Annotated in this window: 25 protein-coding genes; 7 read left to right on the forward strand and 18 right to left on the reverse strand. The window is 53.5% G+C overall.

The genetic code is table 11. The features are described 5' to 3' along the window. Nucleotides 1-114: 114 nt before the first annotated feature. On the forward strand, nucleotides 115-1,452 hold the full coding sequence (locus tag LBW88_RS20370; protein ID WP_224933979.1) for a hemolysin family protein: 1,338 nt from the start codon (nucleotides 115-117) through the stop codon (nucleotides 1,450-1,452). A gap of 84 nt (nucleotides 1,453-1,536) precedes the next feature. Here LBW88_RS20370 and LBW88_RS20375 read toward each other — a convergent pair whose 3' ends face one another. Continuing rightward, nucleotides 1,537-1,743: a DUF1107 domain-containing protein gene (locus LBW88_RS20375; RefSeq protein ID WP_031280153.1), complete on the reverse strand. Its 207-nt coding sequence runs from the start codon at nucleotides 1,741-1,743 to the stop codon at nucleotides 1,537-1,539. 313 nt (nucleotides 1,744-2,056) lie between these two features. Between LBW88_RS20375 and LBW88_RS20380 the strand changes: the two genes are divergently transcribed. Next, nucleotides 2,057-2,611, forward strand: coding sequence for a YtfJ family protein (locus LBW88_RS20380; protein WP_224933980.1), 555 nt, complete (start codon nucleotides 2,057-2,059; stop codon nucleotides 2,609-2,611). 160 nt (nucleotides 2,612-2,771) lie between these two features. On the opposite strand, the gene cysQ is transcribed toward LBW88_RS20380, so the two are convergent. Beyond that, entirely contained in the window at nucleotides 2,772-3,518 is a 747-nt protein-coding gene (gene cysQ / locus LBW88_RS20385; RefSeq protein ID WP_224933981.1) for a 3'(2'),5'-bisphosphate nucleotidase CysQ, read from the reverse strand. A gap of 293 nt (nucleotides 3,519-3,811) precedes the next feature. Here cysQ and LBW88_RS20390 point away from each other — a divergent pair, with 293 nt between their 5' ends. Further along, a complete protein-coding gene (locus LBW88_RS20390) occupies nucleotides 3,812-5,758 on the forward strand; it encodes a bifunctional 2',3'-cyclic-nucleotide 2'-phosphodiesterase/3'-nucleotidase (RefSeq protein ID WP_224933982.1) in 1,947 nt (648 codons plus the stop codon). A gap of 58 nt (nucleotides 5,759-5,816) precedes the next feature. On the opposite strand, the gene fklB is transcribed toward LBW88_RS20390, so the two are convergent. Next, the gene (gene fklB / locus LBW88_RS20395; RefSeq protein ID WP_100703287.1) at nucleotides 5,817-6,437 is read right to left on the reverse strand and encodes an FKBP-type peptidyl-prolyl cis-trans isomerase; all 621 of its coding nucleotides are present in this window, start codon (nucleotides 6,435-6,437) and stop codon (nucleotides 5,817-5,819) included. A 214-nt stretch (nucleotides 6,438-6,651) separates the two neighbouring features. Here fklB and LBW88_RS20400 point away from each other — a divergent pair, with 214 nt between their 5' ends. Further along, entirely contained in the window at nucleotides 6,652-7,308 is a 657-nt protein-coding gene (locus LBW88_RS20400) for a LysM-like peptidoglycan-binding domain-containing protein (RefSeq protein ID WP_320442541.1), read from the forward strand. Between the two features lie 177 nt (nucleotides 7,309-7,485). On the opposite strand, the gene rplI is transcribed toward LBW88_RS20400, so the two are convergent. From rplI to rpsF, 4 genes are read right to left on the reverse strand one after another with little or no spacing between them, the layout of a single operon-like run. Then, nucleotides 7,486-7,935, reverse strand: coding sequence for a 50S ribosomal protein L9 (gene rplI / locus LBW88_RS20405; protein WP_084937232.1), 450 nt, complete (start codon nucleotides 7,933-7,935; stop codon nucleotides 7,486-7,488). Nucleotides 7,936-7,974: 39 nt separating this feature from the next. Continuing rightward, a complete protein-coding gene (rpsR, locus tag LBW88_RS20410) occupies nucleotides 7,975-8,202 on the reverse strand; it encodes a 30S ribosomal protein S18 (protein ID WP_004392491.1) in 228 nt (75 codons plus the stop codon). 4 nt (nucleotides 8,203-8,206) lie between these two features. After that, nucleotides 8,207-8,524: a primosomal replication protein N gene (gene priB / locus LBW88_RS20415; protein WP_084937235.1), complete on the reverse strand. Its 318-nt coding sequence runs from the start codon at nucleotides 8,522-8,524 to the stop codon at nucleotides 8,207-8,209. Between the two features lie 6 nt (nucleotides 8,525-8,530). Beyond that, complete coding sequence (rpsF, locus tag LBW88_RS20420) at nucleotides 8,531-8,926, reverse strand: 30S ribosomal protein S6 (protein ID WP_084937237.1); 396 nt, start codon at nucleotides 8,924-8,926, stop codon at nucleotides 8,531-8,533. 383 nt (nucleotides 8,927-9,309) lie between these two features. On the opposite strand from rpsF, the gene LBW88_RS20425 reads away from it, so the two are divergent. Beyond that, nucleotides 9,310-9,516 (forward strand): hypothetical protein, encoded by a 207-nt coding sequence (locus LBW88_RS20425; protein WP_034829327.1) that lies wholly within the window; start codon nucleotides 9,310-9,312, stop codon nucleotides 9,514-9,516. 45 nt (nucleotides 9,517-9,561) lie between these two features. Here the strand turns inward: LBW88_RS20425 and yjfP are convergent, their stop codons facing one another. Continuing rightward, entirely contained in the window at nucleotides 9,562-10,311 is a 750-nt protein-coding gene (gene yjfP, locus LBW88_RS20430) for an esterase (RefSeq protein WP_224933984.1), read from the reverse strand. Between the two features lie 160 nt (nucleotides 10,312-10,471). Here yjfP and LBW88_RS20435 point away from each other — a divergent pair, with 160 nt between their 5' ends. Together LBW88_RS20435 and bsmA are read left to right on the forward strand one after the other, a co-directional pair. After that, nucleotides 10,472-12,403, forward strand: coding sequence for a methyl-accepting chemotaxis protein (locus LBW88_RS20435; RefSeq protein ID WP_224933985.1), 1,932 nt, complete (start codon nucleotides 10,472-10,474; stop codon nucleotides 12,401-12,403). 55 nt (nucleotides 12,404-12,458) lie between these two features. Next, the gene (gene bsmA, locus LBW88_RS20440) at nucleotides 12,459-12,785 is read left to right on the forward strand and encodes a biofilm peroxide resistance protein BsmA (protein ID WP_224933986.1); all 327 of its coding nucleotides are present in this window, start codon (nucleotides 12,459-12,461) and stop codon (nucleotides 12,783-12,785) included. Here the strand turns inward: bsmA and LBW88_RS20445 are convergent. The 10 genes from LBW88_RS20445 to hfq form a co-directional block, all read right to left on the reverse strand. Further along, complete coding sequence (locus LBW88_RS20445) at nucleotides 12,759-14,387, reverse strand: isovaleryl-CoA dehydrogenase (protein WP_224933987.1); 1,629 nt, start codon at nucleotides 14,385-14,387, stop codon at nucleotides 12,759-12,761. The genes bsmA and LBW88_RS20445 overlap by 27 nt on opposite strands. Nucleotides 14,388-14,476: 89 nt before the next feature. After that, on the reverse strand, nucleotides 14,477-15,211 hold the full coding sequence (gene rlmB / locus LBW88_RS20450) for a 23S rRNA (guanosine(2251)-2'-O)-methyltransferase RlmB (RefSeq protein ID WP_224933988.1): 735 nt from the start codon (nucleotides 15,209-15,211) through the stop codon (nucleotides 14,477-14,479). A 118-nt stretch (nucleotides 15,212-15,329) separates the two neighbouring features. Beyond that, on the reverse strand, nucleotides 15,330-17,780 hold the full coding sequence (gene rnr, locus LBW88_RS20455; RefSeq protein ID WP_224933989.1) for a ribonuclease R: 2,451 nt from the start codon (nucleotides 17,778-17,780) through the stop codon (nucleotides 15,330-15,332). Nucleotides 17,781-17,796: 16 nt separating this feature from the next. After that, nucleotides 17,797-18,240 (reverse strand): nitric oxide-sensing transcriptional repressor NsrR, encoded by a 444-nt coding sequence (nsrR, locus tag LBW88_RS20460; protein ID WP_224933990.1) that lies wholly within the window; start codon nucleotides 18,238-18,240, stop codon nucleotides 17,797-17,799. Between the two features lie 192 nt (nucleotides 18,241-18,432). After that, nucleotides 18,433-19,731: an adenylosuccinate synthase gene (locus tag LBW88_RS20465; protein ID WP_224933991.1), complete on the reverse strand. Its 1,299-nt coding sequence runs from the start codon at nucleotides 19,729-19,731 to the stop codon at nucleotides 18,433-18,435. A gap of 176 nt (nucleotides 19,732-19,907) precedes the next feature. Further along, nucleotides 19,908-20,108: a DUF2065 domain-containing protein gene (locus LBW88_RS20470; RefSeq protein ID WP_200576668.1), complete on the reverse strand. Its 201-nt coding sequence runs from the start codon at nucleotides 20,106-20,108 to the stop codon at nucleotides 19,908-19,910. A gap of 58 nt (nucleotides 20,109-20,166) precedes the next feature. Then, entirely contained in the window at nucleotides 20,167-21,171 is a 1,005-nt protein-coding gene (gene hflC, locus LBW88_RS20475) for a protease modulator HflC (protein ID WP_224933992.1), read from the reverse strand. A 3-nt stretch (nucleotides 21,172-21,174) separates the two neighbouring features. Further along, nucleotides 21,175-22,413, reverse strand: a complete 1,239-nt coding sequence (gene hflK / locus LBW88_RS20480; protein ID WP_200576663.1) for an FtsH protease activity modulator HflK — start codon at nucleotides 22,411-22,413, stop codon at nucleotides 21,175-21,177. Between the two features lie 113 nt (nucleotides 22,414-22,526). Next, on the reverse strand, nucleotides 22,527-23,807 hold the full coding sequence (gene hflX / locus LBW88_RS20485) for a ribosome rescue GTPase HflX (protein ID WP_224933993.1): 1,281 nt from the start codon (nucleotides 23,805-23,807) through the stop codon (nucleotides 22,527-22,529). An 80-nt stretch (nucleotides 23,808-23,887) separates the two neighbouring features. Continuing rightward, on the reverse strand, nucleotides 23,888-24,205 hold the full coding sequence (hfq, locus tag LBW88_RS20490; RefSeq protein WP_034829366.1) for an RNA chaperone Hfq: 318 nt from the start codon (nucleotides 24,203-24,205) through the stop codon (nucleotides 23,888-23,890). Between the last annotated feature and the right edge of the window lie 16 nt (nucleotides 24,206-24,221).

Here is a 24,221-nt window from a genome sequence, read left to right on the forward strand (position 1 = left end):
TCGAAATGGCGCAGACATTTTTGGCACGGATAGCCCTGTATGACAGGCGAATACTGGATGTTCTCCTGCGCTGCCCAGGCCAAAAATGACAAGTGATTAACCAACGGATCTTCTATGCTCGATAGCTTACTTGTCATTCTTTTACTGATTGTGATCAGTTCATTCTTTTCTCTTTCTGAGATCTCGCTGGCCGCTGCCCGCAAGATCAAACTTAAACTGCTCGCCGATGAAGGCAACATTAATGCGCAGCGCGTGTTGAAGATGCAGGAACAGCCTGGCATGTTCTTCACCGTGGTGCAGATTGGCCTGAACGCCGTGGCTATCCTCGGCGGTATCGTCGGTGATGCGGCTTTCTCCCCTGCCTTCAACAGCTTGTTCAGCCGTTTTGTCGCGCCGGAACTGGCGGAACAGCTCAGCTTTATCTGTTCCTTCACCGTGGTGACCAGCCTGTTTATCCTGTTCGCGGATTTAACGCCAAAACGCGTTGGCATGGTCGCGCCGGAAGCCGTTGCGCTGCGCATCATCAACCCGATGCGCTTTTGTCTGTTCGTGATGCGGCCGCTGGTGTGGCTGTTTAACGGCCTGGCGAACGTGTTTTTCCGCATCTTCAAATTGCCGATGGTGCGCAAAGATGACATCACTTCCGATGACATTTATGCGGTGGTGGAAGCCGGTGCTTTAGCGGGCGTGCTGCGTAAACAGGAGCACGAACTGATTGAAAACGTGTTTGAGCTGGAATCGCGTACCGTGCCCTCCTCCATGACTTCGCGTGAAAACGTGGTATGGTTCGATCTGCACGAAGATGAAAACACCCTCAAAACCAAAATCGCGCAGCATCCGCACTCTAAATTTATCGTTTGCGATGGCGACATTGACCACATTGTGGGTTATGTCGACTCCAAAGAGTTACTGCTGCGCGTGCTCGGCAATCAGAGTTTAACGCTGAGCAGCGGCGTTCAGATTCGCTCTGCGCTGATTGTGCCGGATACGCTGACACTCTCTGAGGCTCTGGAGAGCTTTAAAACTGCAGGTGATGATTTTGCGGTGATCATGAACGAATACGCGTTGGTGGTGGGAATCATCACCTTAAACGATGTGATGACTACGCTGATGGGTGATTTGGTCGGTCAGGGTCAGGAAGAGCAGATCGTTGCACGTGATGAGAACTCATGGCTGGTTGAAGGCGGCACACCGATTGATGACGTGATGCGCGTACTGGATATCGATGATTTCCCGCAGTCCGGCAACTATGAAACCATTGGCGGCTTTATGATGTATATGCTGCGCAAAATCCCGAAACGTACCGATTTCGTGAAGTTCTCAGGGTATAAATTTGAAGTGGTGGATATCGACAGTTACCGCATCGATCAGCTGCTGGTCACGCGTATTGATGAGCGCCCACCGGTGATAAATCTGACGAAGAGTGCGACTGATGAGATGGAATCGCCATAGCGTGGAGTGGCCAGAAAAAACAAGGCGCGATTAATCGCGCCGCTACAGGGCGCCTGATTGTATGGCGCCCTTTCTTTTTACTGCTTAGTTGTACTCGGCTTGTAGCCGCAGAACCTGGCGGTTGATCTCGGACATCACGCTAAGGTGCTGTTTATCTTTGACGCGTGGCAACATCACTTTGCCTTTATCAAACTCAAACGCGCCAACATCCTTGATATACAACCTTCCTTTAAAAAGCGTTTTTACGTATTTCGCAATTTGCAGCGGATTATAGCGCTGGAAGATTTTCATGCTGTCTAACTCCTGAACAGATGTACTACGCTTCGTCGTTGCCAAATCCGGTACGAACCCATGAAGCGCAAATGAGGCATAACTATAGAACACCAAACGTTACGTATGTTCCGAAAAGGTGAATTTTTTACTGAATTGACACATTATTACAGAACACTCTGTTATGACGTTCACAAAACCCAGTATAAACCTTCACTCATTAAGGAATTGTGGCGTGGGTTGCAAAGCTGTTAACTCATCGCGACAGGCGCATCATCCACGCCTAATATTGCAAAATCATGAATAACTGGTCGGATCACTAAGGAGCATTACCATGCGTTTGGCACACTCGGTGTTAGCACTGGCACTGCTGGTTCCCAGCCTTGTCTCAGCCCATGCTTTTAAGATTGGCGAGCGCGTCCCACCGGTGGGTGTGAGCGACAGGGGGGAATTGCTTTATCAACAAGATAAGTTTAGCTACCAACCGTGGAATAGCGCGCAGCTGAGTGGAAAAGTGCGTGTCATCTTGCATATTGCCGGGCGTTCTTCGGCTAAAGAGCAAAACGCAGCGCTGATTGAAGCCATTAAAGCAGCGAAGTTTCCGCATGACCGCTATCAAACCACCACTATTGTGAACACTGACGATGCCATTCCCGGCACCGGCATGTTTGTGCGCAGCAGTATTGAGAGCAATAAGCAGCAATATCCGTGGTCGCAGTTTATTGTGGATAGCGATGGCAATGTGCGTAAGGTCTGGCAGCTGGAGAAAGGGGGTTCAGCGATTGTGGTGCTGGATAAGACCGGGCATGTGCGATATGCCAAAGAAGGTGCATTGACGCAGGATGAGGCGCAGCAGGCGATAACGTTGATCCGTGAGTTGCTACAGTAAAAACTAAGGTCGCCATCAATGGCGACCCTGTTTTGACCGGCTTAACTTGTGTATTCATCCCGGAATTAACTGCGAAAACACAGGCTGCGAATTTCTCTGTTCATCCCGGAGTTAACAACGAAAATACCGGCTGCGGTTTTCGCAGGGTGCGCATCAGGAACTAAAACAGCGAGACGCGGAAGCCCGGATTCAGGAAGGACTCGCGCGGTGAGTAGTCAAGGGTTTTGCCCTGCCAGTCATGCACATGGGCTCCGGCCGCAATCGCCACCGCGTGACCCGCTCCGGTATCCCAAATGTTGGTTGGCCCGAAACGCGGATACAGCTGGGCTTTACCTTCCGCCACCAGGCAGAATTTCAGCGAAGAGCCAATCGCAGTGGTTTGGTGTTCGCCCAACTGCGCCAGATATTCTTTCAGCTCTTCATCTTTATCTGCATGCGAGCGACTGACGACGACCAGCAATGGACGCGCCTCGCGCACCTGAATCTGTGATTTATGGCCGCCCTCTTCTTTCCAGGCTTTGCCTTCGGATGCTGAATACATCACACCCAACGCGGGCGCATAAACCACACCTAACACCGGCTTACCGTTTTCAATCAGAGCAATGTTGACGGTGAATTCCCCGTTGCGCTTGATGAACTCTTTGGTGCCATCCAGCGGATCAACCAGCCAATATTTTTTCCAGTTCTGACGTACGGCCCAGCTCGGCGGATCTTCTTCTGATAACACCGGCACTTCGGGTGATAGCGCGGCCAGCCCTTCCACGATGACTTTGTGTGCCGCGAGATCGGCGGCCGTCACCGGCGAATCATCCGACTTACGCGTCACATCCATCGGTTGTGAACCCGCATAGACATGCATAATGGCATCGCCCGCTTCACGCGCCAGTTGGATTATTTTATCTAACATTTTTCACCTCTTTTCCGCTGACTCTGCCTGTCAGACATCAACAGCTCACCTCTACACATTTTAGCAGTTATGTCCCGATGCTCTGCGGCTGAACTGTCTGAAACGGCAATCTATATTATTATCAATACCATAGTTCATGGTTGGCGGCTATGGCGTGATACTGAATCCCTTTTTAGCGGACAGCGAAGCCTGCTGATGCGTGAAAGTCTGAGACACATCACAAATTGAAATGATAATTCGTCATTGTTTTACATTATTTTGAGAGGCCCATTAGATCAGACAAGGAGCAAATCATGTTCAAAGCGAGCATGTCGTTACTGGCGCTGTGTGTGACGGCGGCCACGGTGCAAGCCGCTACAGTGGATCTGCGCATTCTGGAAACCACCGATCTACACAGCAATATGATGGATTTCGATTACTACAAAGACACGCCAACCGAGAAATTTGGTCTGGTGCGCACGGCGACGCTGATTCAACAGGCCCGCGCAGAAGCGAAAAATAGTGTGCTGGTCGATAACGGCGACATTATTCAGGGCAGTCCGTTAGGCGATTACATGGCAGCTAAGGGACTGAAAAAAGGCGATGTTCATCCAGTGTATAAAGCGATGAACACGCTGGATTACGCGGTGGGCAACTTAGGCAATCACGAATTCAATTACGGCTTACCCTATCTGCAGAAAGCGATTGCCGGGGCGCGTTTCCCCTATGTGAATGCCAACATTATCGATGAAAAGAGCGGAAAACCGCTGTTTACCCCCTATCTCATCAAAGAAACCACTGTTACCGACCGCAGCGGCAACCCACATCGCTTAAAAATTGGCTACATCGGCTTCGTTCCGCCGCAGATTATGGTGTGGGATCGCAACAATCTGCAGGGCAAAGTGCGCGTTGATGACATCACGGAAACAGCGAAGCGGTATGTGCCGGAAATGCGCGCAAAAGGTGCTGAAATAATCATCGCTATTCCGCACTCAGGTTTAAGCAGTGAGCCCTATCACGCGATGGCGGAAAATTCGGTCTACTACCTCAGCCAGGTGCCTGGCATCAACGCTATTATGTTTGGTCACGCGCATGCGGTGTTCCCCAGCAAAGAGTTTGCCGCCATTAAAGGCGCTGATATTGCACAAGGCACGCTGAACGACGTTCCCTCAGTGATGCCCGGCATGTGGGGTGATCATCTCGGTGTGGTTGATTTGGTGCTGAATAACGAGGGCGGCAAATGGCAGGTTACACAGGGCAAAGCCGAAGCGCGGCCTATCTATGATCCCGTCGCCAAAAAGTCACTGGCGGCTGAAGATGCTGATTTGGTGAAAGTGCTGGAGCAGGATCACCGTGCCACACGTGAGTTCGTTGCTAAGCCGATCGGCAAGTCTGCGGATGTAATGTACAGCTACCTGTCACTGGTGCAGGACGACCCTACTGTGCAGATCGTCAACAATGCACAGCGCGCCTATGTTGAGCACTTTATTCAGGGCGATCCCGATCTCGGTCGCTTGCCGGTGCTTTCCGCTGCTGCACCCTTTAAAGCCGGTGGGCGTAAAAACGATCCCGCCAGCTATACCGAAGTAGAGAAAGGTGAGCTGACTTTCCGTAATGCCGCCGATCTCTATCTCTATCCCAACACACTGGTGGTGATGAAAGTCACCGGTGCGCAAGTGAGAGAGTGGCTGGAGTGTTCAGCGGCGCAGTTTAATCAAATCGATCCACACAGCAGTAAACCGCAAGCGCTGATTAACTGGGATTTCCGCACCTATAACTTCGACGTCATTGACGGTGTCGATTATCAAATCGATGTAACGCAGCCCGCGCGTTACGACGGTGAATGCACGTTGATCAACAAGGATACTTCACGCATTAAGGATCTGACGTGGCAAGGTAAGCCGATCGATCCTAACGCGGTATTCCTCGTCGCCACCAACAACTATCGCGCGTACGGCGGGAAGTTCGCTGGCACCGGCGATAAGTACGTGGCGTTTGCTTCACCGGATGAGAACCGTTCAGTGGTCGCGGCTTATATCAGCAGCGAAACCAAAGCACACGGCGAAGTGAAACCACAGGCCGATCATAACTGGCGTTTAGCGCCGATTCACAGCGATACGCCGCTGGATATTCGCTTTGAAACCGCACCGGGCGAGAAAGCCACGCAGTTTATTGAGAAGTACGCTGATTATCCGATGAAAGCGGTGGGCAGTGACGAGATTGGATTTGCGATTTGGCAGGTAGATTTGCAGAAGCAGTAAGGTTGGCAAAAGAATGGCCAGTCATTTACGACTGGCCATCTACTGCTGGAAATTCAGATTACAGAATTTCCAGCAGCTCGACTTCGAATACCAGGGTGCTGAATGGCGGGATGGATGCGCCAGCACCGCGCTCGCCGTACGCGAGGTTTTGTGGAATCACCAGTTCCCACTTAGAACCCACTGGCATCAGAGTCAGCGCTTCAATCCAGCCCGCGATCACGCCGCTTACCGGGAATTCAGCAGGCTCGCCACGTGCCACTGAGCTGTCGAACACAGAACCGTCGATCAATTTGCCGGTGTAGTGCACACGTACACGGTCCTGACGCGATGGGATTGGGCCATCGCCTTGGGTGATCACGCTGAACTGCAAACCAGATTCAGTGCTGCTCACGCCTTCACGCTGGGCATTCTGCTCCAGGAATTTATGGCCATCAGCAGCCATTGCTTCCACACGCTCACGACGCACGCCTTCTGCACGTTCGTGCACTTCACGCAGCGCGCGATGTACCACGTCAACAGGCACTGCCGGTGAGTTCCCTTCCAGCGCGTCGCGCAGACCCGCGAGCAGTGCTTCCGGCTGCAGACCCTGCAGGCCAGATTCCTGCAGCTGCTGGCCTACCTGTAAACCGATACCGTAACTTGCTTGTGATTCGACGCTGTCGAATGAAGGGGTGGTCATCTTAATTCCTTAATCCCGGAGAAAATAGAAACGGCAGCATAACAGCGCAGGCGGCTGGCGTAAAATCTGCAGCGCCGCAGATGACATTTACCAGGGAAAGAGAAACAATACGCAGGTCAAATTTTTCAATGCTGGCAGGCACTTCCCGCCCGCATTGCCCATACTATAGCTGTGGCAACGTTTTCGTCGTACAGCGCTAAGAAAGAGAGAATACATGGGCCAGATCGCCCCACGACGCCGCAGGACGCGCGCACCGCGTGCTTTTACATTATCGAGGTTGCAACGTTGGCTGCCGCAATTTACGCGCAAGGCCGCCAGCGAGGAGGATTCACGAATGGCTTCTGATACCCCTTCCCGCGTTCCCGCCGTGCTACTGCGCGTCTGGCACCTGCTGGATGATGTACGCTGGATGAACCCACTACCGGCCTTCCATCGACGTGGCATGGTGATTGCCCTGCTGGTTCTGCTATTAGCGTTTCTCTGGCCGAGCAGTACGCCGCAATACCCGATTGAGCGCCCGGCAGATAACAGCAGCAAAGAGGTGCCGTTGCAGGCGGAGATTTACGACAACAAGCAGCCGCAGAACACCCAGCCGAAAACCGATTCTCAGGGTGAGTGGCACAACTATACCGTGTCATCAGGCCAGACGCTGGCGCAGCTGTTCCGCGACAATAATCTGCCGGTAAATGATGTGTTTGCGATGGCTCGCGTCGAGGGGGACGATCAGCCGCTCAGCGCATTGAAGAATGGACAGCAGGTGAAGATTCGTCAGAACGCACAAGGCGTGGTGACAGGCTTAACGGTGGATGGCAGCAACGGTCCGGTGCTGTTCACCCGTCAGCCCGACGGCAGCTTTATCCGCGCCCAGTAAATCGCAGAAACAAAAACGCCGGCACATGGCCGGCGTTTTCGCGTTACCGAGTATACTCGTCATACTTCAAGTTGCTGATGCGTTGGCTTCGCTCATTCACCCCAGTCATTTACCTAAGTAAGCTCCTGAGATTCATTCCCTTGCCGCCTTCCCGCACCTTGAATTATTTAGAGTAAATTACTCAGCCACTACATTCACAACCAGTTTAGCGAATACTTCGCTATGAACCTGGAAGTCAACTTCGTGCTCACCGGTAGAACGCAGAACGCCGTTTGGCAGACGCACTTCGCTCTTAGCCACTTCAACGCCAGCTGCAGTTACTGCATCAGCGATGTCGCGGGTACCGATTGAACCGAACAGTTTACCTTCGTCGCCTGATTTAGACGCGATGGTAACGGTGCCCAGTGAGTTGATTTTCTCTGCACGTGCGTTAGCAGCAGCCAGAACGTCAGCCAGTTTGGCTTCCAGTTCAGCGCGACGTGTTTCGAAGAACTCAACGTTTTTCTTGGTAGCAGGAACAGCTTTACCCTGTGGAACCAAGAAGTTACGAGCGTAGCCCGCTTTAACGTTAACCTGATCACCCAGGCTGCCCAGGTTTGCTACTTTATCAAGCAGAATAACTTGCATTACCTTATCCTCTTAAAGTCGTTAATGGACAACTACCAATTACTGATGACGATCAGTGTATGGCAGCAGGGACAGGTAGCGAGCGCGCTTGATGCAACGAGCGAGCTGACGCTGGTATTTTGCACGAGTACCGGTAATACGGCTCGGGACAATTTTACCGCTTTCGGTAACGTAGTTTTTCAGTGTAGCGATATCTTTGTAATCAATCTCTACAACACCTTCCGCTGTGAAACGGCAGAATTTGCGACGACGGAAATAACGTGCCATTTGGCTAGTCTCCAGAATCTATCAATTCAATCTGCTCGGCATGTAACACCATTCTGCTCTGACCATTGCGTGCCTGATGGCAGCTAATGAATCCTTCGAGAGTGAGTTGCGTACCGACCGTTATATGTTGAGTAATCACCTGGTGGGTGCTGCCGCTGATAATCACCGGCATTTGACACCAGGCTTGCCGGTGGAAACCGGCTTCCTCCTGCACAGACCGATGCTCAAGCACGAACTGGCAGTGTGGAATCCCTGACGGACTGATTTTTCGAACTGGCGTCTTGCACACAGTGCCTGACAGGCGCAGTCGATTTGCCGTCATGTCGGATTACTCTTCAGAATCCCCAGCATCTGAGTCATCTGATGATTCGCTAGCGAAGTCTTCGCGACGATCACGACGCTCATCTTTCGCTTTAACCATCGGAGATGCTTCAGTTACCGCGTGCTTAACGCGCATAACCATGCTGCGGATAACGGCGTCGTTGAAGCGGAAGTTAGTTTCCAGCTCGTCAATCACTTCCTGCGGCGCTTCTACGTTCAGCAGAACATAGTGAGCTTTGTGCAGTTTGTTGATTGGGTAAGCCAGCTGACGGCGGCCCCAGTCTTCCAGACGGTGAATCGTGCCCTGTGCACCGGTGATAGCACCAGTGTAACGCTCGATCATACCTGGAACCTGTTCGCTCTGGTCAGGGTGGACCATAAATACGATTTCGTAATGACGCATCGATAGCTCCTTACGGATTATTCAGCCTCCTGTCGGGGTCAGCTGCGGCCCATGGAAGCAAGGAACGTTATAGGTAGTGAATCATTTAAATGAAACACACCTCTGAATGCAGCTGAAAAATTGACGCGTAATCATACTGGCGTACCCCAGGAAACTCAAGCGCACAATTCATCAAATCGTGGGGGTCATGCCAATTAAGCGCACCTTTTGTGCTAAGGATTAAGATTCAGCAGGTTAGTGAAGGATTGTTCAAAATTGCTGATGGAGGCGTTCAACAGGGCGATCTGGCATCAATGTGGCGAAGAACTAAACTATTTACAGGCGCAACGGTTTGGCTTATTCGCGGCGTCTGAGAGTGCAATCCCTGAGGTGAGGAGTCGAATATGAAAACCATCATTTTCGCCACTTTACTGGGTCTCTTCCTGTCTCCACCCGCTTTCGCCAGCTCCGCTGACTACGCGCAGCAGATGAGAAGTAACAGCAGCAATGCGGCTTCAGGCTATGTCTATGTCAACCGGCTGGATGCGCCTGGCAGTAACCCGGTCAGTGCGAATACCAGTGCAGCAGATCGTTTATCTTCACAACTGTAAATCGGAAGACGTAACGGGCTGGCCTCTTTGCCAGCCCGAGTTTTTTCACAGCTGATGTTTGAAAAAACTCACCAGCGCGGTGAGGGCTGACGGCGTAATTTTGTGGCCAATCTGCTTTTCTGACAGGTAAGTGATTTTGTCATTCAACGCGGCTTCACGCAGCGCTTTCTCCAGACGGACGGTTTCGGCAAACGGCACCACTTCATCGGCTTCGCCGTGCCACAACAGCAACGGGCGATTAGCCAGTTTATCCAGCTGCTGGCTGGGATCGTAAGGCGCCAGCGGTGCGAGGCGGGCGGCAAGCGTCTCTTTTTGCTCTGGCGTGCGCGCCACCAGCGGCGGGAACAGCGTTTGACTCAACTGCATAAAGTAACCTGAGCCCATCATGCAAGCGACACTATGAATCTGCGGATAGCGCACCATCGCGCCGAGTGCCGTCATGCCGCCCATCGAGGCACCAGCCACCGCAAAGCGCTCATCGGCAATCCAGTCGTTCTCACGCAGCGCTGCTTCTAACAACGGCACTTCGTCGATGTTCTGTTTGAGGATCTCCCAGAAGTGCGTCATGCGCGTTTCGGTATCCCCGTTGTAGCGCGCCCCGTGCATGTCGGCGTCTGGCATTATCACGCGAAAACCGGCCTGCGCCAGTGCCACCGCAAAGTAGCTGTACACCTCTTTGGATGAGGTAAATCCGTGATAAAACAGGATGGTGGGTAAACGTGCCTGCCGCTGTCCCGCGGGAGCCGTGTGAATACACTCAATGCCTGCCAGGTTTTCCGTTGCCAACTCAATCATACCGCCTCCGTTGAGAATGATTATCACCCGTCACAGTGTAAGCGCTGAACGGCAAAACGCGAGCGACTTCACATTTAATCAGAATAATTTCTGTACTAAACCTTTTGCCGCATTTGCCGTTGATCTTGTACCCCTCCAATAATCTTGAAATAGGTACTTTATGAAGCGTCTCTCTCTCAGCGCCATGGGTCTCGGCATTAAACTGTCTGTATTGACGTCTTTAAGCGTGGCGATTGTGCTGTTTACCTTGACCTTAACCCTGAGCCATAACGCGGCACGCCAACTGGAGCAGTTGGCCACCGACGATATGCAGAATCAGGTGTTGGGCATCAATGAAATGGCCACCATGTTTAACGCCACTTTGTCTGAAGAAGTGGCGAATTACACCAAGCTGTTCCAAAGCTTCCTGCCTAAACGCTTTAGCCGTGATGAAAATGAGCGTGTCCAGGTCGGCGAACTCAGTACGCCAACGCTGCGCGCCGGACTGAAAACGCTCAATCTTGATCAAATCGCCGTGGATGATTTTCTCGATCGCACCGGCGCGGTGTCGACCATCTTTGTGCGCGACGGTGAAGACTATGTCCGTATCGCTACCTCATTGAAAAAACAGGACGGCAACCGCGCCATCGGCACCAAATTGGATCGCAGCAGCGCGGCATGGCGCAGCGTTAATCAGGGCGAAGTTTATCGCGGACTGGCCACGCTGTTTGGCCATCGCTATATCACCCAGTACCAGCCAGTGCAGGATGAGAGCGGTGCGGTGATCGCCATTCTGTTCGTCGGCGTGCAGATCGATACGCAATACGCCCTGATGCGTGACAAAGTGCTGGCGCGCCATCTTGGCGACAGTGGCAACTTTTTTGTTCTGAACGGCACCCCCGGCAGCACGCAGGGGCAATATCTGTTTGATCGTGAATCAGAGGGCAAATTGCCGCGTTGGGATCAGACCGTCCAGGAGCAGCTGTTAACCCAGCCAAAAGGGTTGATGAGTATTGAGCTCGACGGTGAAACTACATTATTGGCGTGGCAGCAACTGCCGGGCTGGAACTGGATTATCGCGGGAAAAGTGAGTCGCGCCAGCCTGCTGGCTCCCATTACCCAGAGCCGCAACCTGTTTATCGTGATTGGCTTTGCACTGGTCATCGCTTTCGCCGTGGGCTTTATCTGGTACAGCCGCCGCGCCATTACGCGTCCGTTACAACAGGTGATTCATCTGGCGGAGCAGTATGCGGCCGGGAATTTGCAGGCGCATCTGGATTCTAACCGTCGTGACGAAATCGGCCAACTGGTGGCAGCCATTAATGGCATCGGCGATGGACTGGAAAAAGTGGTGAGTCAGGTTCGCCATGCGGCACGCGATATCAGCCGAGGCACCGATACGATCGCCGCCAGCAGCTCCAGCATCAGTGAGCAGATCAATCGTCAGGCGAGTAGCGTGGAAGAGACCTCTGCCAGCATGGAGCAGTTTGGTGCAACTGTCGCGCAAACCGCGGCCAACGTGCGCCAGGCGATGGCGCTGGTCGGTGAAGCGGCCAGCACCGTCAATCATGGTGGCAGTACAGTGGCACGCTCTGTCGAAACCATGGCGGAGATCCGCGTGGCTTCACAAAGCATCGCCGATATCACCCATGTGATTGAGTCGATTGCTTTCCAGACCAATATTCTGGCACTTAACGCGGCGGTGGAAGCGGCGCGTGCCGGTGAGCATGGCAAAGGCTTTGCCGTGGTGGCAGCGGAGGTGCGTGCGCTAGCGCAGCGCAGTGCCAACGCGGCGAAAGAGATCGATAACTTGATCGCCACCTCCATCGATAAAGTGGCGGCCGGGCATACGCTGTCTGAGCAAACGCGCGATGCGATGCAGCATATCGTCAGTCATATTGAGCAGGTCAAAACGCTGATGGGCGAGATCAATATCGCTGCCCAGGAGCAGGCGGCGGGCATTGGTCAGGTGAATCTGGCGATGAATCATATTGGCCAGGCGACGCACCAAAGCAGCGATATGATTACCCAATCGGAAACCACTGCGCAAACGCTGAGCCAGCAAGGTCATCATTTGACCCAGCTCGTGAGTGTTTTTCATCTGAAAGACTGATGTGAGTCGGGAAGATGGCCTAAACTGGAGCCATCTTCCTTTTCAGGAGCTTGTTATGCGTCGCCTCTTACTGGTGTTGTGCTTGTTATTAACCGGTTGTGCCGCGTTTAAAACCACCCCCGAAGCCCCACCGCCGCCCACCAGCCACGCGCAGGAGATCAGCCGTGCGCAAAGTTATGGTTTGCGCAAGCTCGGCAACATTACCGTCTCCACCCGTGGTTCACCGGATGATGCCGAACGCGCACTGGCTGCACGAGCGAATCAGGCGGGCGCCGTGTATTACCAAATCCTGATGCTGGATGAAACCACACTACCCGGCTTTTGGTACGGCACCGCGATTCTCTATGGCGCGCCATCAGCCAGCGCTGGCTCGCAGCAGTAGGCGCGCGCTGAGATCGTCACTCAGCGAACGCCGCCCCCGCATATCCAGATGTTGATCGCACCAGCCATCGGCCAACGGCGGTTCTGCCACTTTCAACAGAATCGCTGCCGTCGCCAGTTGTAAAAGCGCCTGCGTGACCTCGCGCGCCGTGCCTTCGCGCACATGATTGAGCTGCAGCCTTAACTGACGCCAGCGACGATCAAAGTGGCGATTTATGCCTTTTACGGCTTCAAATTCATCATTGAGCATAGTCATCACATCGGCCTGACGACCCAGCACGCGCAGCACGTCGAGGCACATCACGTTGCCGGAGCCCTCCCAGATGCTGTTGACCGGCATCTCGCGGTAGAGACGAGGCAGCTCACTCTCTTCGCAATAGCCGATACCGCCCAGCACTTCCATCGACTCCGCCACAAATGGCATGCCGGCTTTGCAGATGCCAAACTTGGCGGCAGGTGTGAAAAGCCGCGCATATAAACGTTCATGCTCGCTGGCGGGGGTTGACCATGCGCGCGCTAATCGCATGAGCAGCGCTGTCTGTCCTTCCAGCTGCAGCGCCTGCTGCGCCAGCACGGTGCGCATTAATGGCTGATCGCTGAGGTTTTTGCCCATCACCTGACGCTGCTGCGCGTGATGCAGAGCAATCGACAGGGCACGCCGCATCAAACCATGGCTACCCAATGCGCAATCAAGGCGCGTCATGCCACCCATTTTCAGGATAAGCCTTACACCATCGCCCTCTTCGCCCATCAACCAGCCTATCGCATCCTGAAACTCCACTTCGGCGCTGGCGTTAGAGCGGTTGCCCAGCTTGTCTTTTAGGCGTTCAATGCGAATCGCGTTGCGCATGCCATCAGGCAGCAGGCGCGGCAGAAAGAAGCAGCTCAGCCCCTGTGAGGTTTGCGCCAGTATCAGATGCGCATCGCTTTGTGGCACGGAGAAAAACCATTTATGACCGGTGAAGCGATAAGGCTCGCCTGTGCCGTGCACACCAATCGGTTCCGCGCGCGTGCTGTTGCTGAGCACATCGGTTCCGCCCTGCTTCTCGGTCATGCCCATGCCAATCAACAGGCCGCGCTTTTTATTACCCGGCTGATGATGTGCATCGTAACGATCGCTCAGCAGCGCCTCGCGCCAATCAGCGTAGACCTCCGGCAGATGATTTTGCAGTAGCGGAATGGCGGCGTGGGTCATGGTCACAGGACAGAGCGAACCCGCTTCAACTTGCGCGTGCAAAATAAAACGCGCGGCTCGTGCCACCATGGCATTAGGCTGCACATTCGGCTGCCAGCTGAGATTGTGCAAGCGGCTGGCGCACAATCCCTGCATCAACAGGTGCCATGCCGGGTGAAAGCGCACCTCGTCTAGCCGCTCACCGCGTGCGTCGTAGCGCTGCAGCTCAGGTGGTTGGGTATTGGCCAGACGGCCCAATTCAAGGGATTCGGCGCTGCCGAGTTGCAGTCCAACGGAGGCCAGCCATTCGCGGTCCCAGCCTGCACCTTCGCGTGCCACCGCCTCGCATAAGGCGATATCGTGGGTGAATAAATTGCTGTTACTAAGAGGATGGGGCTGATTGAAAATGCTGTGGGTTGTCCAGGTCATAATGTGGCATCTCCCTCATAAAACGCATGGTTCAAGTATGAGGGGGATGTGCAGTTATGCCTGGCTCAGAAACACTTTTGCGGCGGGGATCACGCCAAACGCTGACGCACCGCTTCGAACAGGCAGACGCCGGTTGCGACAGAGACGTTCAGTGAAGAGACGCTGCCAGCCATTGGGATGCTGATCAGCTCATCGCAGTGTTCACGGGTCAGACGACGCATGCCTTCGCCTTCCGCGCCCATCACCAGCGCCATCGGGCCGGTCATTTTGCTCTGGTACACGTTGTGATCGGCTTCGCCTGCGGTGCCCACCACCCAGATGTTGTACTCCTGCAGTAAACGCAGGGTACGTGCCAGGTTGGTGACACGAATCAGGGGCACGTTTTCTGCTGCGCCACTGGCGACTTTTTTCGCCGTGGCATTCAGCGGAGCGGCACGATCTTTCGGCACAATCACCGCATGTACGCCAGCAGCATCAGCGCTACGCAGACAGGCTCCGAGGTTATGCGGATCGGTAACGCCATCCAGTACCAGCAGGAACGGTTTATCCAGACTTTGCAGCAGATCCGGTAAATCGCCTTCCTGATAGTTTTTACCCTGCTTCACGCGCGCCACGATACCCTGATGCACACCGCCTTCCACCTGGCTATCGAGCCATTGGCGGTTAGCCACCTGAACCACAATTCCCTGAGCTTCCAGTGCGGCAATCAGTGGCTGCAGGCGACGATCGTCACGGCCTTTGAGAATAAAGACTTCCTGGAAACGCTGAGGATCACGTTCCAGCAGCGCCTGCACGGCATGAATACCAAAAATTATTTCACTCATTTGTTTGCTCAAGGTTGTATGTATCTATCTGAAAATATGGGCATTAATTAGGGTCGACCATTTATGGCGACCCTTGCTTCATGATGCGATCAGCCCTTTAGACTTCGCGATCCAGCCCTCAGGCTTCGTTAGGTTTCTTCTTCGGCCCACGCTTGGCCTTTGTGGCGGCGGCGATTTTACGGGTTTTCTCAGAGACTTTTTTGCCTTTTTTCTCGGTGTTTGCCGATGGCTCAGCAGCCGCAGGCTTTTTCTTCTCGCTGCGGAACGCTGAATCTGGCTCGAAGGTGCCCTTTTTACCCGCATCGCGACGACGTCTGGCCGGTGGCTTACCGCCGCGCTTCTCACGTTCACGCTCGGTTTTACCTTCACCGCGCGGTACGCGTTTGCTGGAGATCAGCGCGAAGTCGATTTTGCGCTCATCCATGTGAACCGCTTCCACGCGCACTTCCACCGTATCGCCAAGGCGATAGGTACGACCACCGGATTCACCAATCAAACGCTGACCGACGGGGTCGAAACGGTAGTAATCGTTATCCAGTGAAGAAACGTGCACCAGGCCGTCGATAAACAGATCGTTGAGGCGTACGAAGAAACCAAATCCGGTGACGCTAGAGATCACACCGTTAAACACATTGCCGACCTGATCCTGCATAAAGTCGCATTTCAGCCAGTCTGCCACATCACGTGTCGCTTCATCGGCGCGGCGCTCTGTCAGTGAACAGTGCTGGCCAAGTTGCAGCATCTGCTGCATATCGTAGTGATAACCGCCGTTTGGCGTGGTGTTACCCTTCAGCGTGCCCTGCTCTTTCGCCAGCAGGTATTTGATCGCGCGGTGTAACAGCAGATCAGGATAACGACGAATCGGCGAAGTGAAGTGTGCATATGACTGCAGCGCCAGGCCGAAGTGGCCGCGGTTCTCTGGATCGTATACCGCTTGCTTCATCGAACGCAGCAGCATGGTTTGCAGCATTTCCGCATCTGGACGCTCGGCCACTTGCTTCAGCAGTGCTGCATAATCAACAGGCTGCGGTTTCATGCCACCCGGCAGGCTTAAGCCCAGCTCGTTCAGCACGGTACGGAAGCTCTTGATGCTGTCTTCGCTCGGACGATCGTGATCGCGGAACAGTGCCGGCTCTTCGTGCTTCTCGACATAACGTGCTGAGGCAATGTTAGCAAGGATCATGCACTCTTCGATCAGCTTGTGCGCTTCGTTGCGAGCAGTGCGTTCAACACGGTCGATACGGCGTTCCGCATTGAAGATAAATTTCGCTTCCTCAGTTTCGAAGGAGATACCGCCACGCTGTTCACGCGCAGTTTCCAGCTCCTGATACATGTGATGCAGCTCTTCAAGGTGTTTAACCTGTGCAGCATACTGCTCACGCAGCTCGGTATCGCCCTGCAGAATGTTCCACACTTTGTTGTAGGTCAGACGCGCATGGGAGTTCATCACCGCTTCGTAGTGCTTATAGCCGGTGAGCTTGCCGCTGGAAGAGATGGTCATCTCACACACCATGCACAGACGATCAACTTGCGGGTTCAGCGAGCACAGGCCGTTGGAGAGGATCTCCGGCAGCATCGGCACCACTTGCGACGGGAAATAGACCGACGTGCCGCGCTGATGCGCTTCGTCATCTAACGCCGTACCTGGACGCACGTAATAACTGACATCCGCAATCGCAACCCACAGACGCCAGCCGCCACCGCGTTTTTTCTCACAGTAGACCGCATCATCGAAGTCACGCGCATCTTCACCATCGATAGTGACGAGCGGTAACTCACGTAAATCAACACGCCCTTTTTTCGCGGCTTCTGGCACCTGCTCTTGCAGCTTCGAAATCTCTTTCTCGACTTCTTCAGGCCAGGTATGCGGAATTTCATGGGTACGCAGCGCCATATCAACGGCAAGGCTGGTACCCATATCGTCACCGAGAATCTCGGTCACTTTACCGATGGCTTTGGTGCGACGGGTCGAGCGCTGGATGATCTCCACCACCACAACCGATCCCATACGCGCGTTAAGTGTTTCTTCCTGCGGGATGAGAATGTCAAAGCTCAGGCGGCTGTCATCCGGCACCACAAATCCGGTACCGGCATCGGTAAAGTAACGGCCAACGATCTGGCTGTTGCGCGGCTCAAGCACACGCACTACACGCGCCTCGCGGCGACCTTTACGGTCAGCGCTGCCCGGCTGCGCCAGGATCACATCACCGTGCAGGCAAAATTTCATCTGCTCAGCAGAAAGATAGAAATCATCTTTCTGGCCTTCAACGCGCAGGAAGCCATAGCCATCACGGTGGCCAATCACTTTGCCGCGCAATAAGTCGAGGCGTTCTGGCAGGGCGTAACATTGACGACGGGTAAACACCAGCTGACCATCACGCTCCATGGCGCGCAGACGACGGCGCAGCGCTTCAAGCTGGTCTTCGCTGGTGATATTCAATTCCTGAGCAATTTCATCACGATTGATGGGTTTCTCACGCTTTTCTAACAGCGCCAGAATAAATTCGCGGCTTGGAATGGGGTTGTCGTACTTTTCTGCTTCTCTATCCTGGAAAGGATCTTTTGACATTACGGTTCCTCCGATGTCATTTAATTTGGATTGCCACCGGCGGTTCGGACAATAAAATTTGGTACAGTGAATCGTTATCTTTGACCAGATCGGCCAGCGTATAGTTATCCAACTCTTTGAGGAATAACTGGACCGCATCGTGCAGCGCCTTGCGCAGACGACAGGCCGGCGTAATGGCGCACTCTTCACAGTTCACCAACTGCAAAGGCTCCATTCTTCTCACAACCTGACCAATGACGATTTTTTCCGGGTCCATGCCTAAACGAATTCCGCCGTTTTTACCGCGAGTTGCGGCGACAAAGCCAGCCCGGCTTAGTTGGTTGATGATTTTAACCATATGGTTACGCGACACCCCGTAGGTATCGGTGACTTCGGTAATGTTGGTCTGCTTACCTTCCGGCAACGTCGCCATGTAAATCAGCGCACGCAGACCATAATCGGTGAAACTCGTTAGCTGCACATATACCTCGGTGAATCATCGGGCGTTAGGGTTATGCGCCGGTCGGCGTGGTGTTTAAGTATGATGATAAACCAGAGCGTGAAGGCCGGTGCGTTTTTTCTTAGGCAAGTATCGATAATTGCAAGAAAAAAGAGAGTGAGCGGAGTCAAAGAGCGGATAAACAAAGGCCGGACAGTGTCCGGCCATGTAAGATTATGCGTCGAACGGGTCACGCAGAATCATGGTCTCACTACGGTCCGGGCCAGTTGAAATAATATCAATCGGCACACCGGTCACTTCTTCCACACGCTTGATGTAGTCACGCGCTGCCTGCGGCAGACCTTCCAGCGTTTTCACGCCAAAGGTGGTTTCGCTCCAGCCCGGCATAGATTCGTAGATTGGCTCAATACCTTCCCAACCTTCAGCAGCCAGAGGCGTGGTAGTCATTTCGCGGCCATCCGGCATGCGATAAGCCACACAGATTTTCACTTCTTTCAGGCCATCCAGCACGTCCAGTTTGGTCATGCAGAAACCTGACAGGGAGTTAATCTGTACTGCGCGACGTACCGCAACTGCATCCAGCCAGCCGGTACGACGACGACGACCGGTGGTCGCGCCAAACTCGTTGCCCTGTGCACACAGGAATTCACCAGTTTCATCGAACAGTTCGGTTGGGAATGGACCCGCGCCGACACGCGTTGAATAGGCTTTAACGATACCCAGCACGTAATCAACGTAACGCGGACCAATACCGGAACCGGTCGCCACGCCACCCGCAGTGGTGTTAGACGAGGTCACGTACGGATAGGTACCGTGGTCGATATCCAACAGCGTACCCTGCGCGCCTTCGAACATGATCAGATCGCCACGCTTGCGCGCACCGTCCAGCAGTTCAGACACGTCAACTACCATGCTGGTCAGGATGTCAGCCACAGCCAACGTATCGCTCAGCACTTTTTCGTAGTCTACGGCGTCAGTTTTGTAGTAGTTAACCAGCTGGAAGTTATAGAAATCGACGATTTCTTTCAGCTTAACGGCGAAGGTTTCTTTGTTGAAGAGATCGCTCACGCGCAGACCGCGACGAGCAACTTTATCTTCGTAGGCTGGGCCGATACCACGACCGGTGGTACCGATCGCTTTGGCGCCACGCGCTTTTTCGCGCGCCAGGTCCATTGCGACGTGATATTGCAGAATCAGTGGACATGCTTCAGAGATCAGCAGACGTTCACGTACCGGCACACCGCGCTCTTCCAGGCCTTTCATCTCTTTCATCAGCGCTTCAGGTGACAGCACAACACCATTACCAATGATGCTGGTCACGTTATCACGCAGGATGCCAGATGGAATTAAGTGGAGGACGGTTTTTTCACCGTTGATGACAAGTGTATGGCCAGCATTGTGGCCACCCTGGTAACGCACAACGTAATTCGCGCGTTCAGTCAGAAGGTCTACGATCTTACCTTTACCTTCGTCACCCCATTGGGTGCCCAGTACGACGACGTTCTTACCCATTTTTTCAAAATCACCGATTGCTTAAAAATGGATTCTACCATCGGTTTTGCTCACTTTCAGCACTTTTAGCATACGATTGCGCGGTTTTTTGCCCGCGTTTTGATCAATACAACATGTTGGGGGAAACATCGACTGCAAGACACAATTTAGCCGTGCGTTATCGCTCAAATTTAACCCTATGCGCTCGCGTGCACGCTCAACATGTAATAAATCACCACGCCCGCTACTACTAACCCACCGCCAAAACGATGCAGGATACGATCGGGCAACTGCGCCATTGAAATAATCATGCGGCGCCAGATGCGCGGCAGAAACATCGGACCCAGCCCTTCCAGCACCAGAACTAATGCCAGCGCCATCCAGATGGTTGTGTTCATGCTATTTTTCCCAAAAAAAAGGCCGACAACATTGTCGGCCTCAAGGTTATATCAGTTCTTAACGCGCGGTGTTAGTCGGCGCCTTCATAAAGCGGAAGAAATCGCTATCCGGGCTTAACACCATCACATCCTGGTTGTCAGAGAAGCTGTTCTCGTAAGCACGCAGGCTGCGGATAAAGGCGTAGAAATCAGGATCCTGACCGAAAGCATCAGCAAACAGTTTTGCTGCCTGCGCATCACCTTCACCACGTGAAATCAATGCCTGACGCTGGGCTTCAGCCAAAGTACGAGTGACCTGGTAATCCGCCTGAGCACGCAGTTTTTCTGCCTCTTCCTGGCCTTGTGAACGCTGGCTACGGGCAACCGCTTCACGCTCTGCGCGCATACGGTTGTAGATAGCATCAGACACTTCAGCCGGCAGGTTGATCTGCTTGATACGCACGTCAACCACCTGGATACCCAGTGCAGCCATACTGTTCGGATTCGGTGCTGGCTCGCTGCTGTTGGTTTCACGCTCAACGCGGGCTGCCGCGCTGGCAATCGCATCATCAGCTGCTGGCGTTTGCACTTCGTCATCACTGCCTGCGGTACCGGTGTTCAGCGCATCACGCACGTCGGTGGTCAAACGGCCACGTGAATCCGTCACGATGTCTTTCACATCCAGACGACCCATTTCAGAACGCAAACGGTCACTGAACTTACGTTTCAGCAGCACCTCGGCCTGAGAAACATCACCACCGCCGGTTGCCAGGTAGTAACGGCTGAAATCACTGATGCGCCACTTGATGTAGGAATCAACGATCAGGTCTTTTTTCTCTTTGGTAACAAAGCGATCGGCCTGGTTGTCCATGGTCTGGATACGGGCATCCAGCGACTTCACAGTTTCAATGAATGGGATCTTGAAGTGCAGACCCGGCGCATAAACCTGCGGCTTGTTCTCGTTATCACGCAGAACTTTACCGAAGCGCAACACGATACCGCGCTCACCTTCCTGCACCACGAACAGTGATGCGTACAGCGCCACCAGTACGACAATAATTACGGCAATAATTGGCTTACGCATCGATTACTCCCTCCCTGCGCGCTGGGTATCGTTGCGTAACGCGTTGGCGCGACGCTGGTCCATGATGCTGCTCGGACTGTAAGACGAAGAGTCATCATTGCTGGCACTGCTGCCAGACGAAGGCAGCTTCATCAAATTGGTATTTTTCTGGCCATTCTGACCACCTGAAGCCTGACCACCGCGCATCAGTTGATCCAGTGGCAGCACCATCAGGCTGTTACCACGGTCGTTAACCAATACTTTGCGCGTATGGCTCAGCACGCGTTCCATGCTTTCGATATACAGACGCTCTTTGGTGATTTGCGGTGCCGCTTTGTATTCCGGCAGCAGTAAAGCAAAGCGTGCTACTTCACCCTGCGCTTCTAATACCGTACGCTCTTTGTAAGCGCGGGCTTCTTCCAGAATACGCTGCGCCTGACCGTTCGCACGCGGCTGTACTTCGTTGGAATAGGCTTCTGCTTCACGCACATACTGCTCGCGGTTTTCACGTGCGGCGATGGCATCGTCAAACGAGGCCTTCACTTCTTCCGGTGGACGTGCCGCCTGGAAGTTGACGTCAAGCAGGGTAATACCCATGTTGTAAGGACGGATGGTTTCATCCAGCTCACGTTGCGTTTCGCTACGCACCACGGTACGGCCTTCGGTGAGGATACGGTCCATGGTGGAACGACCAATCACGCCGCGCAGCGCGCTGTCGGTGGCCTGACGCAGGCTGTCGTCAGCGCTGGTGACCGCATACAAATATTGCTCAGGATTGGTCACGCGGTACTGCACGTTCATTTCCACGCGCACCACGTTTTCGTCCGAAGTCAGCATCACGCCAGAGGCGGCCAGTTCACGCACGGCTTCAACGTTAACGGCTCGCACCTGATCGATAAAGGTCGGCTTCCAGTTCAGGCCCGGCTCAACCAGATGGCTGAACTTACCAAAACGGGTCACAACGCCACGTTCTGCTTCTTTGATGGTGTAGAAACCGCTGGCAGCCCAGATGACGACTGCGGCTACGGCTACGATGCCAACCAGTTTGCCACCGCTACCGCCGCCGCGCTGGCCATTGTTGTCACTCTGTTTGCCACCGCCCAGTCCGCCGAGTTTTTTACTCAGTTTACGGAAGATATCATCCAGATCAGGAGGCCCTTGATCGCGCCCTCCCTTATTTCCCCCAGAGTTGCCGCCTTGATTATTGCTGCTTCCCCACGGGTCGCGGTCCTGTCCGTTATTTCCGGGCTGATTCCACGCCATGTTTCTACTCCATTTATTGTATTTACGTTTTTTACCCTTCCTATTTCGAATTGCAGCCCAGAGAAATAATTGCAGCAATTTTCAATGATTTGGGTAAAGGCGTTAGGGCAATATCAAACAATATAACTGGCTAACGAGGGTTCCTGTTTGCACAAACGACGCCAGTCAACGATCGGCATTCGCACATGCATACCCACAGAACCATCATCTTCATTCCATTCTTTCTCAATCGCCTGCAGCTGATAGAAGCGGCTGCGCAAACGGCCCGCTTCCGGCGGCAGACGTAAATCATACTGCGCAATTTCACCGGCTAAGCGTTCAGACAACGCCTGCCAAAGTAAGGGTAGACCTTCACCGCTCTGAGCAGAAAGCCAGACGCGCGTCGGCTTATTCTCTTCATCACGATCAATACGCGGCACAAAACCTTCCAGCATGTCGATTTTGTTCATAATCAACAGCGTGGGAATTTCATCCGATTCGATTTCTGCCAATACTTCATTGACGGCTTCGATGTTGTCATTGACGCGCAAATCGGCGGCGTCAATCACGTGCAGTAATAGCGTCGCCTGACGTGTTTCCTGCAGTGTGGCTTTAAAAGCCGCGACTAAGTCATGCGGTAGGTGGCGGATAAAACCTACGGTATCCGCTAATACCACGTCCCCCACGTCTGCCACATTCAGGCGACGCAAAGTAGGATCGAGAGTCGCAAACAGCTGATCAGCCGCATACACATTGGCTGAGGTCACCGCATTGAACAGGGTAGATTTGCCGGCGTTGGTGTATCCCACCAGCGAAACGGTAGGCACATCGGCTTTGGCGCGTGCTTGTCGGCCCTGTTCGCGCTGCTTCTCCACACGCTCAAGGCGGGAAAGGATGAGGCTAATGCGGTTACGCAGTAAACGGCGGTCCGTTTCCAGCTGCGTTTCACCTGGGCCACGCAAACCGATGCCGCCTTTTTGGCGTTCAAGGTGCGTCCATCCACGCACCAAACGGGTTGCCATATGGCGCAACTGTGCCAGCTCGACCTGTAATTTACCCTCATGGGTACGGGCGCGCTGAGCAAAAATATCGAGAATTAAGCCAGTGCGGTCGACCACGCGACATTCACACACTCGCTCGAGATTACGTTCTTGGGCAGGCGATAAGGCATGATCGAATAACACGACCGATGCTCCACTCGCTTTCACCGCATCGGCAATTTCAACTGCCTTTCCTTCACCGACAAAATATTTGGGATGTGGCGCTTTACGGCTGCCAGTAATCACTTGCAGCGCTTCGACGCCCGCAGAAGAGACAAGAGTTTCGAACTCCTGCAAATCTTCCAGCTCTTTGTCTTGGGAGAACCAGATGTGTACCAGTACGGCCTGCTCACCGGCATCATAACGGTCAAACAAGCTATAACCTCGCTAAAATAAAATAACCAGGACGGGAAAACGTTTTCGCTCCCCAGCCCTGGCTTTACGGCAGCGCAAAATTATTCTGCGTTATCGCCGTCTTGTTGTGGCTGCGACTGAGCGCCCTGGTTGCTTCCGCTATGGTGGTAATTGCTGCTGCCACCGCTACCGCCCGGGTTATTGCTATGGTGTGAAACCGGACGAGAAGGAACCACTGTAGAGATGGCGTGCTTATACACCATCTGGCTAACCGTGTTTTTCAACAGAATGACGAACTGATCAAAGGATTCAATTTGCCCTTGCAGCTTAATACCATTCACCAAATAGATCGAAACCGGTACACGTTCACGACGCAATGCGTTCAAAAACGGGTCTTGTAATGATTGCCCCTTAGCCATTCTATCTTTTCCTTAT

Origin of the sequence: Pantoea sp. alder81 (assembly GCF_020179835.1) — a bacterium.
Lineage (GTDB): Bacteria > Pseudomonadota > Gammaproteobacteria > Enterobacterales > Enterobacteriaceae > Pantoea.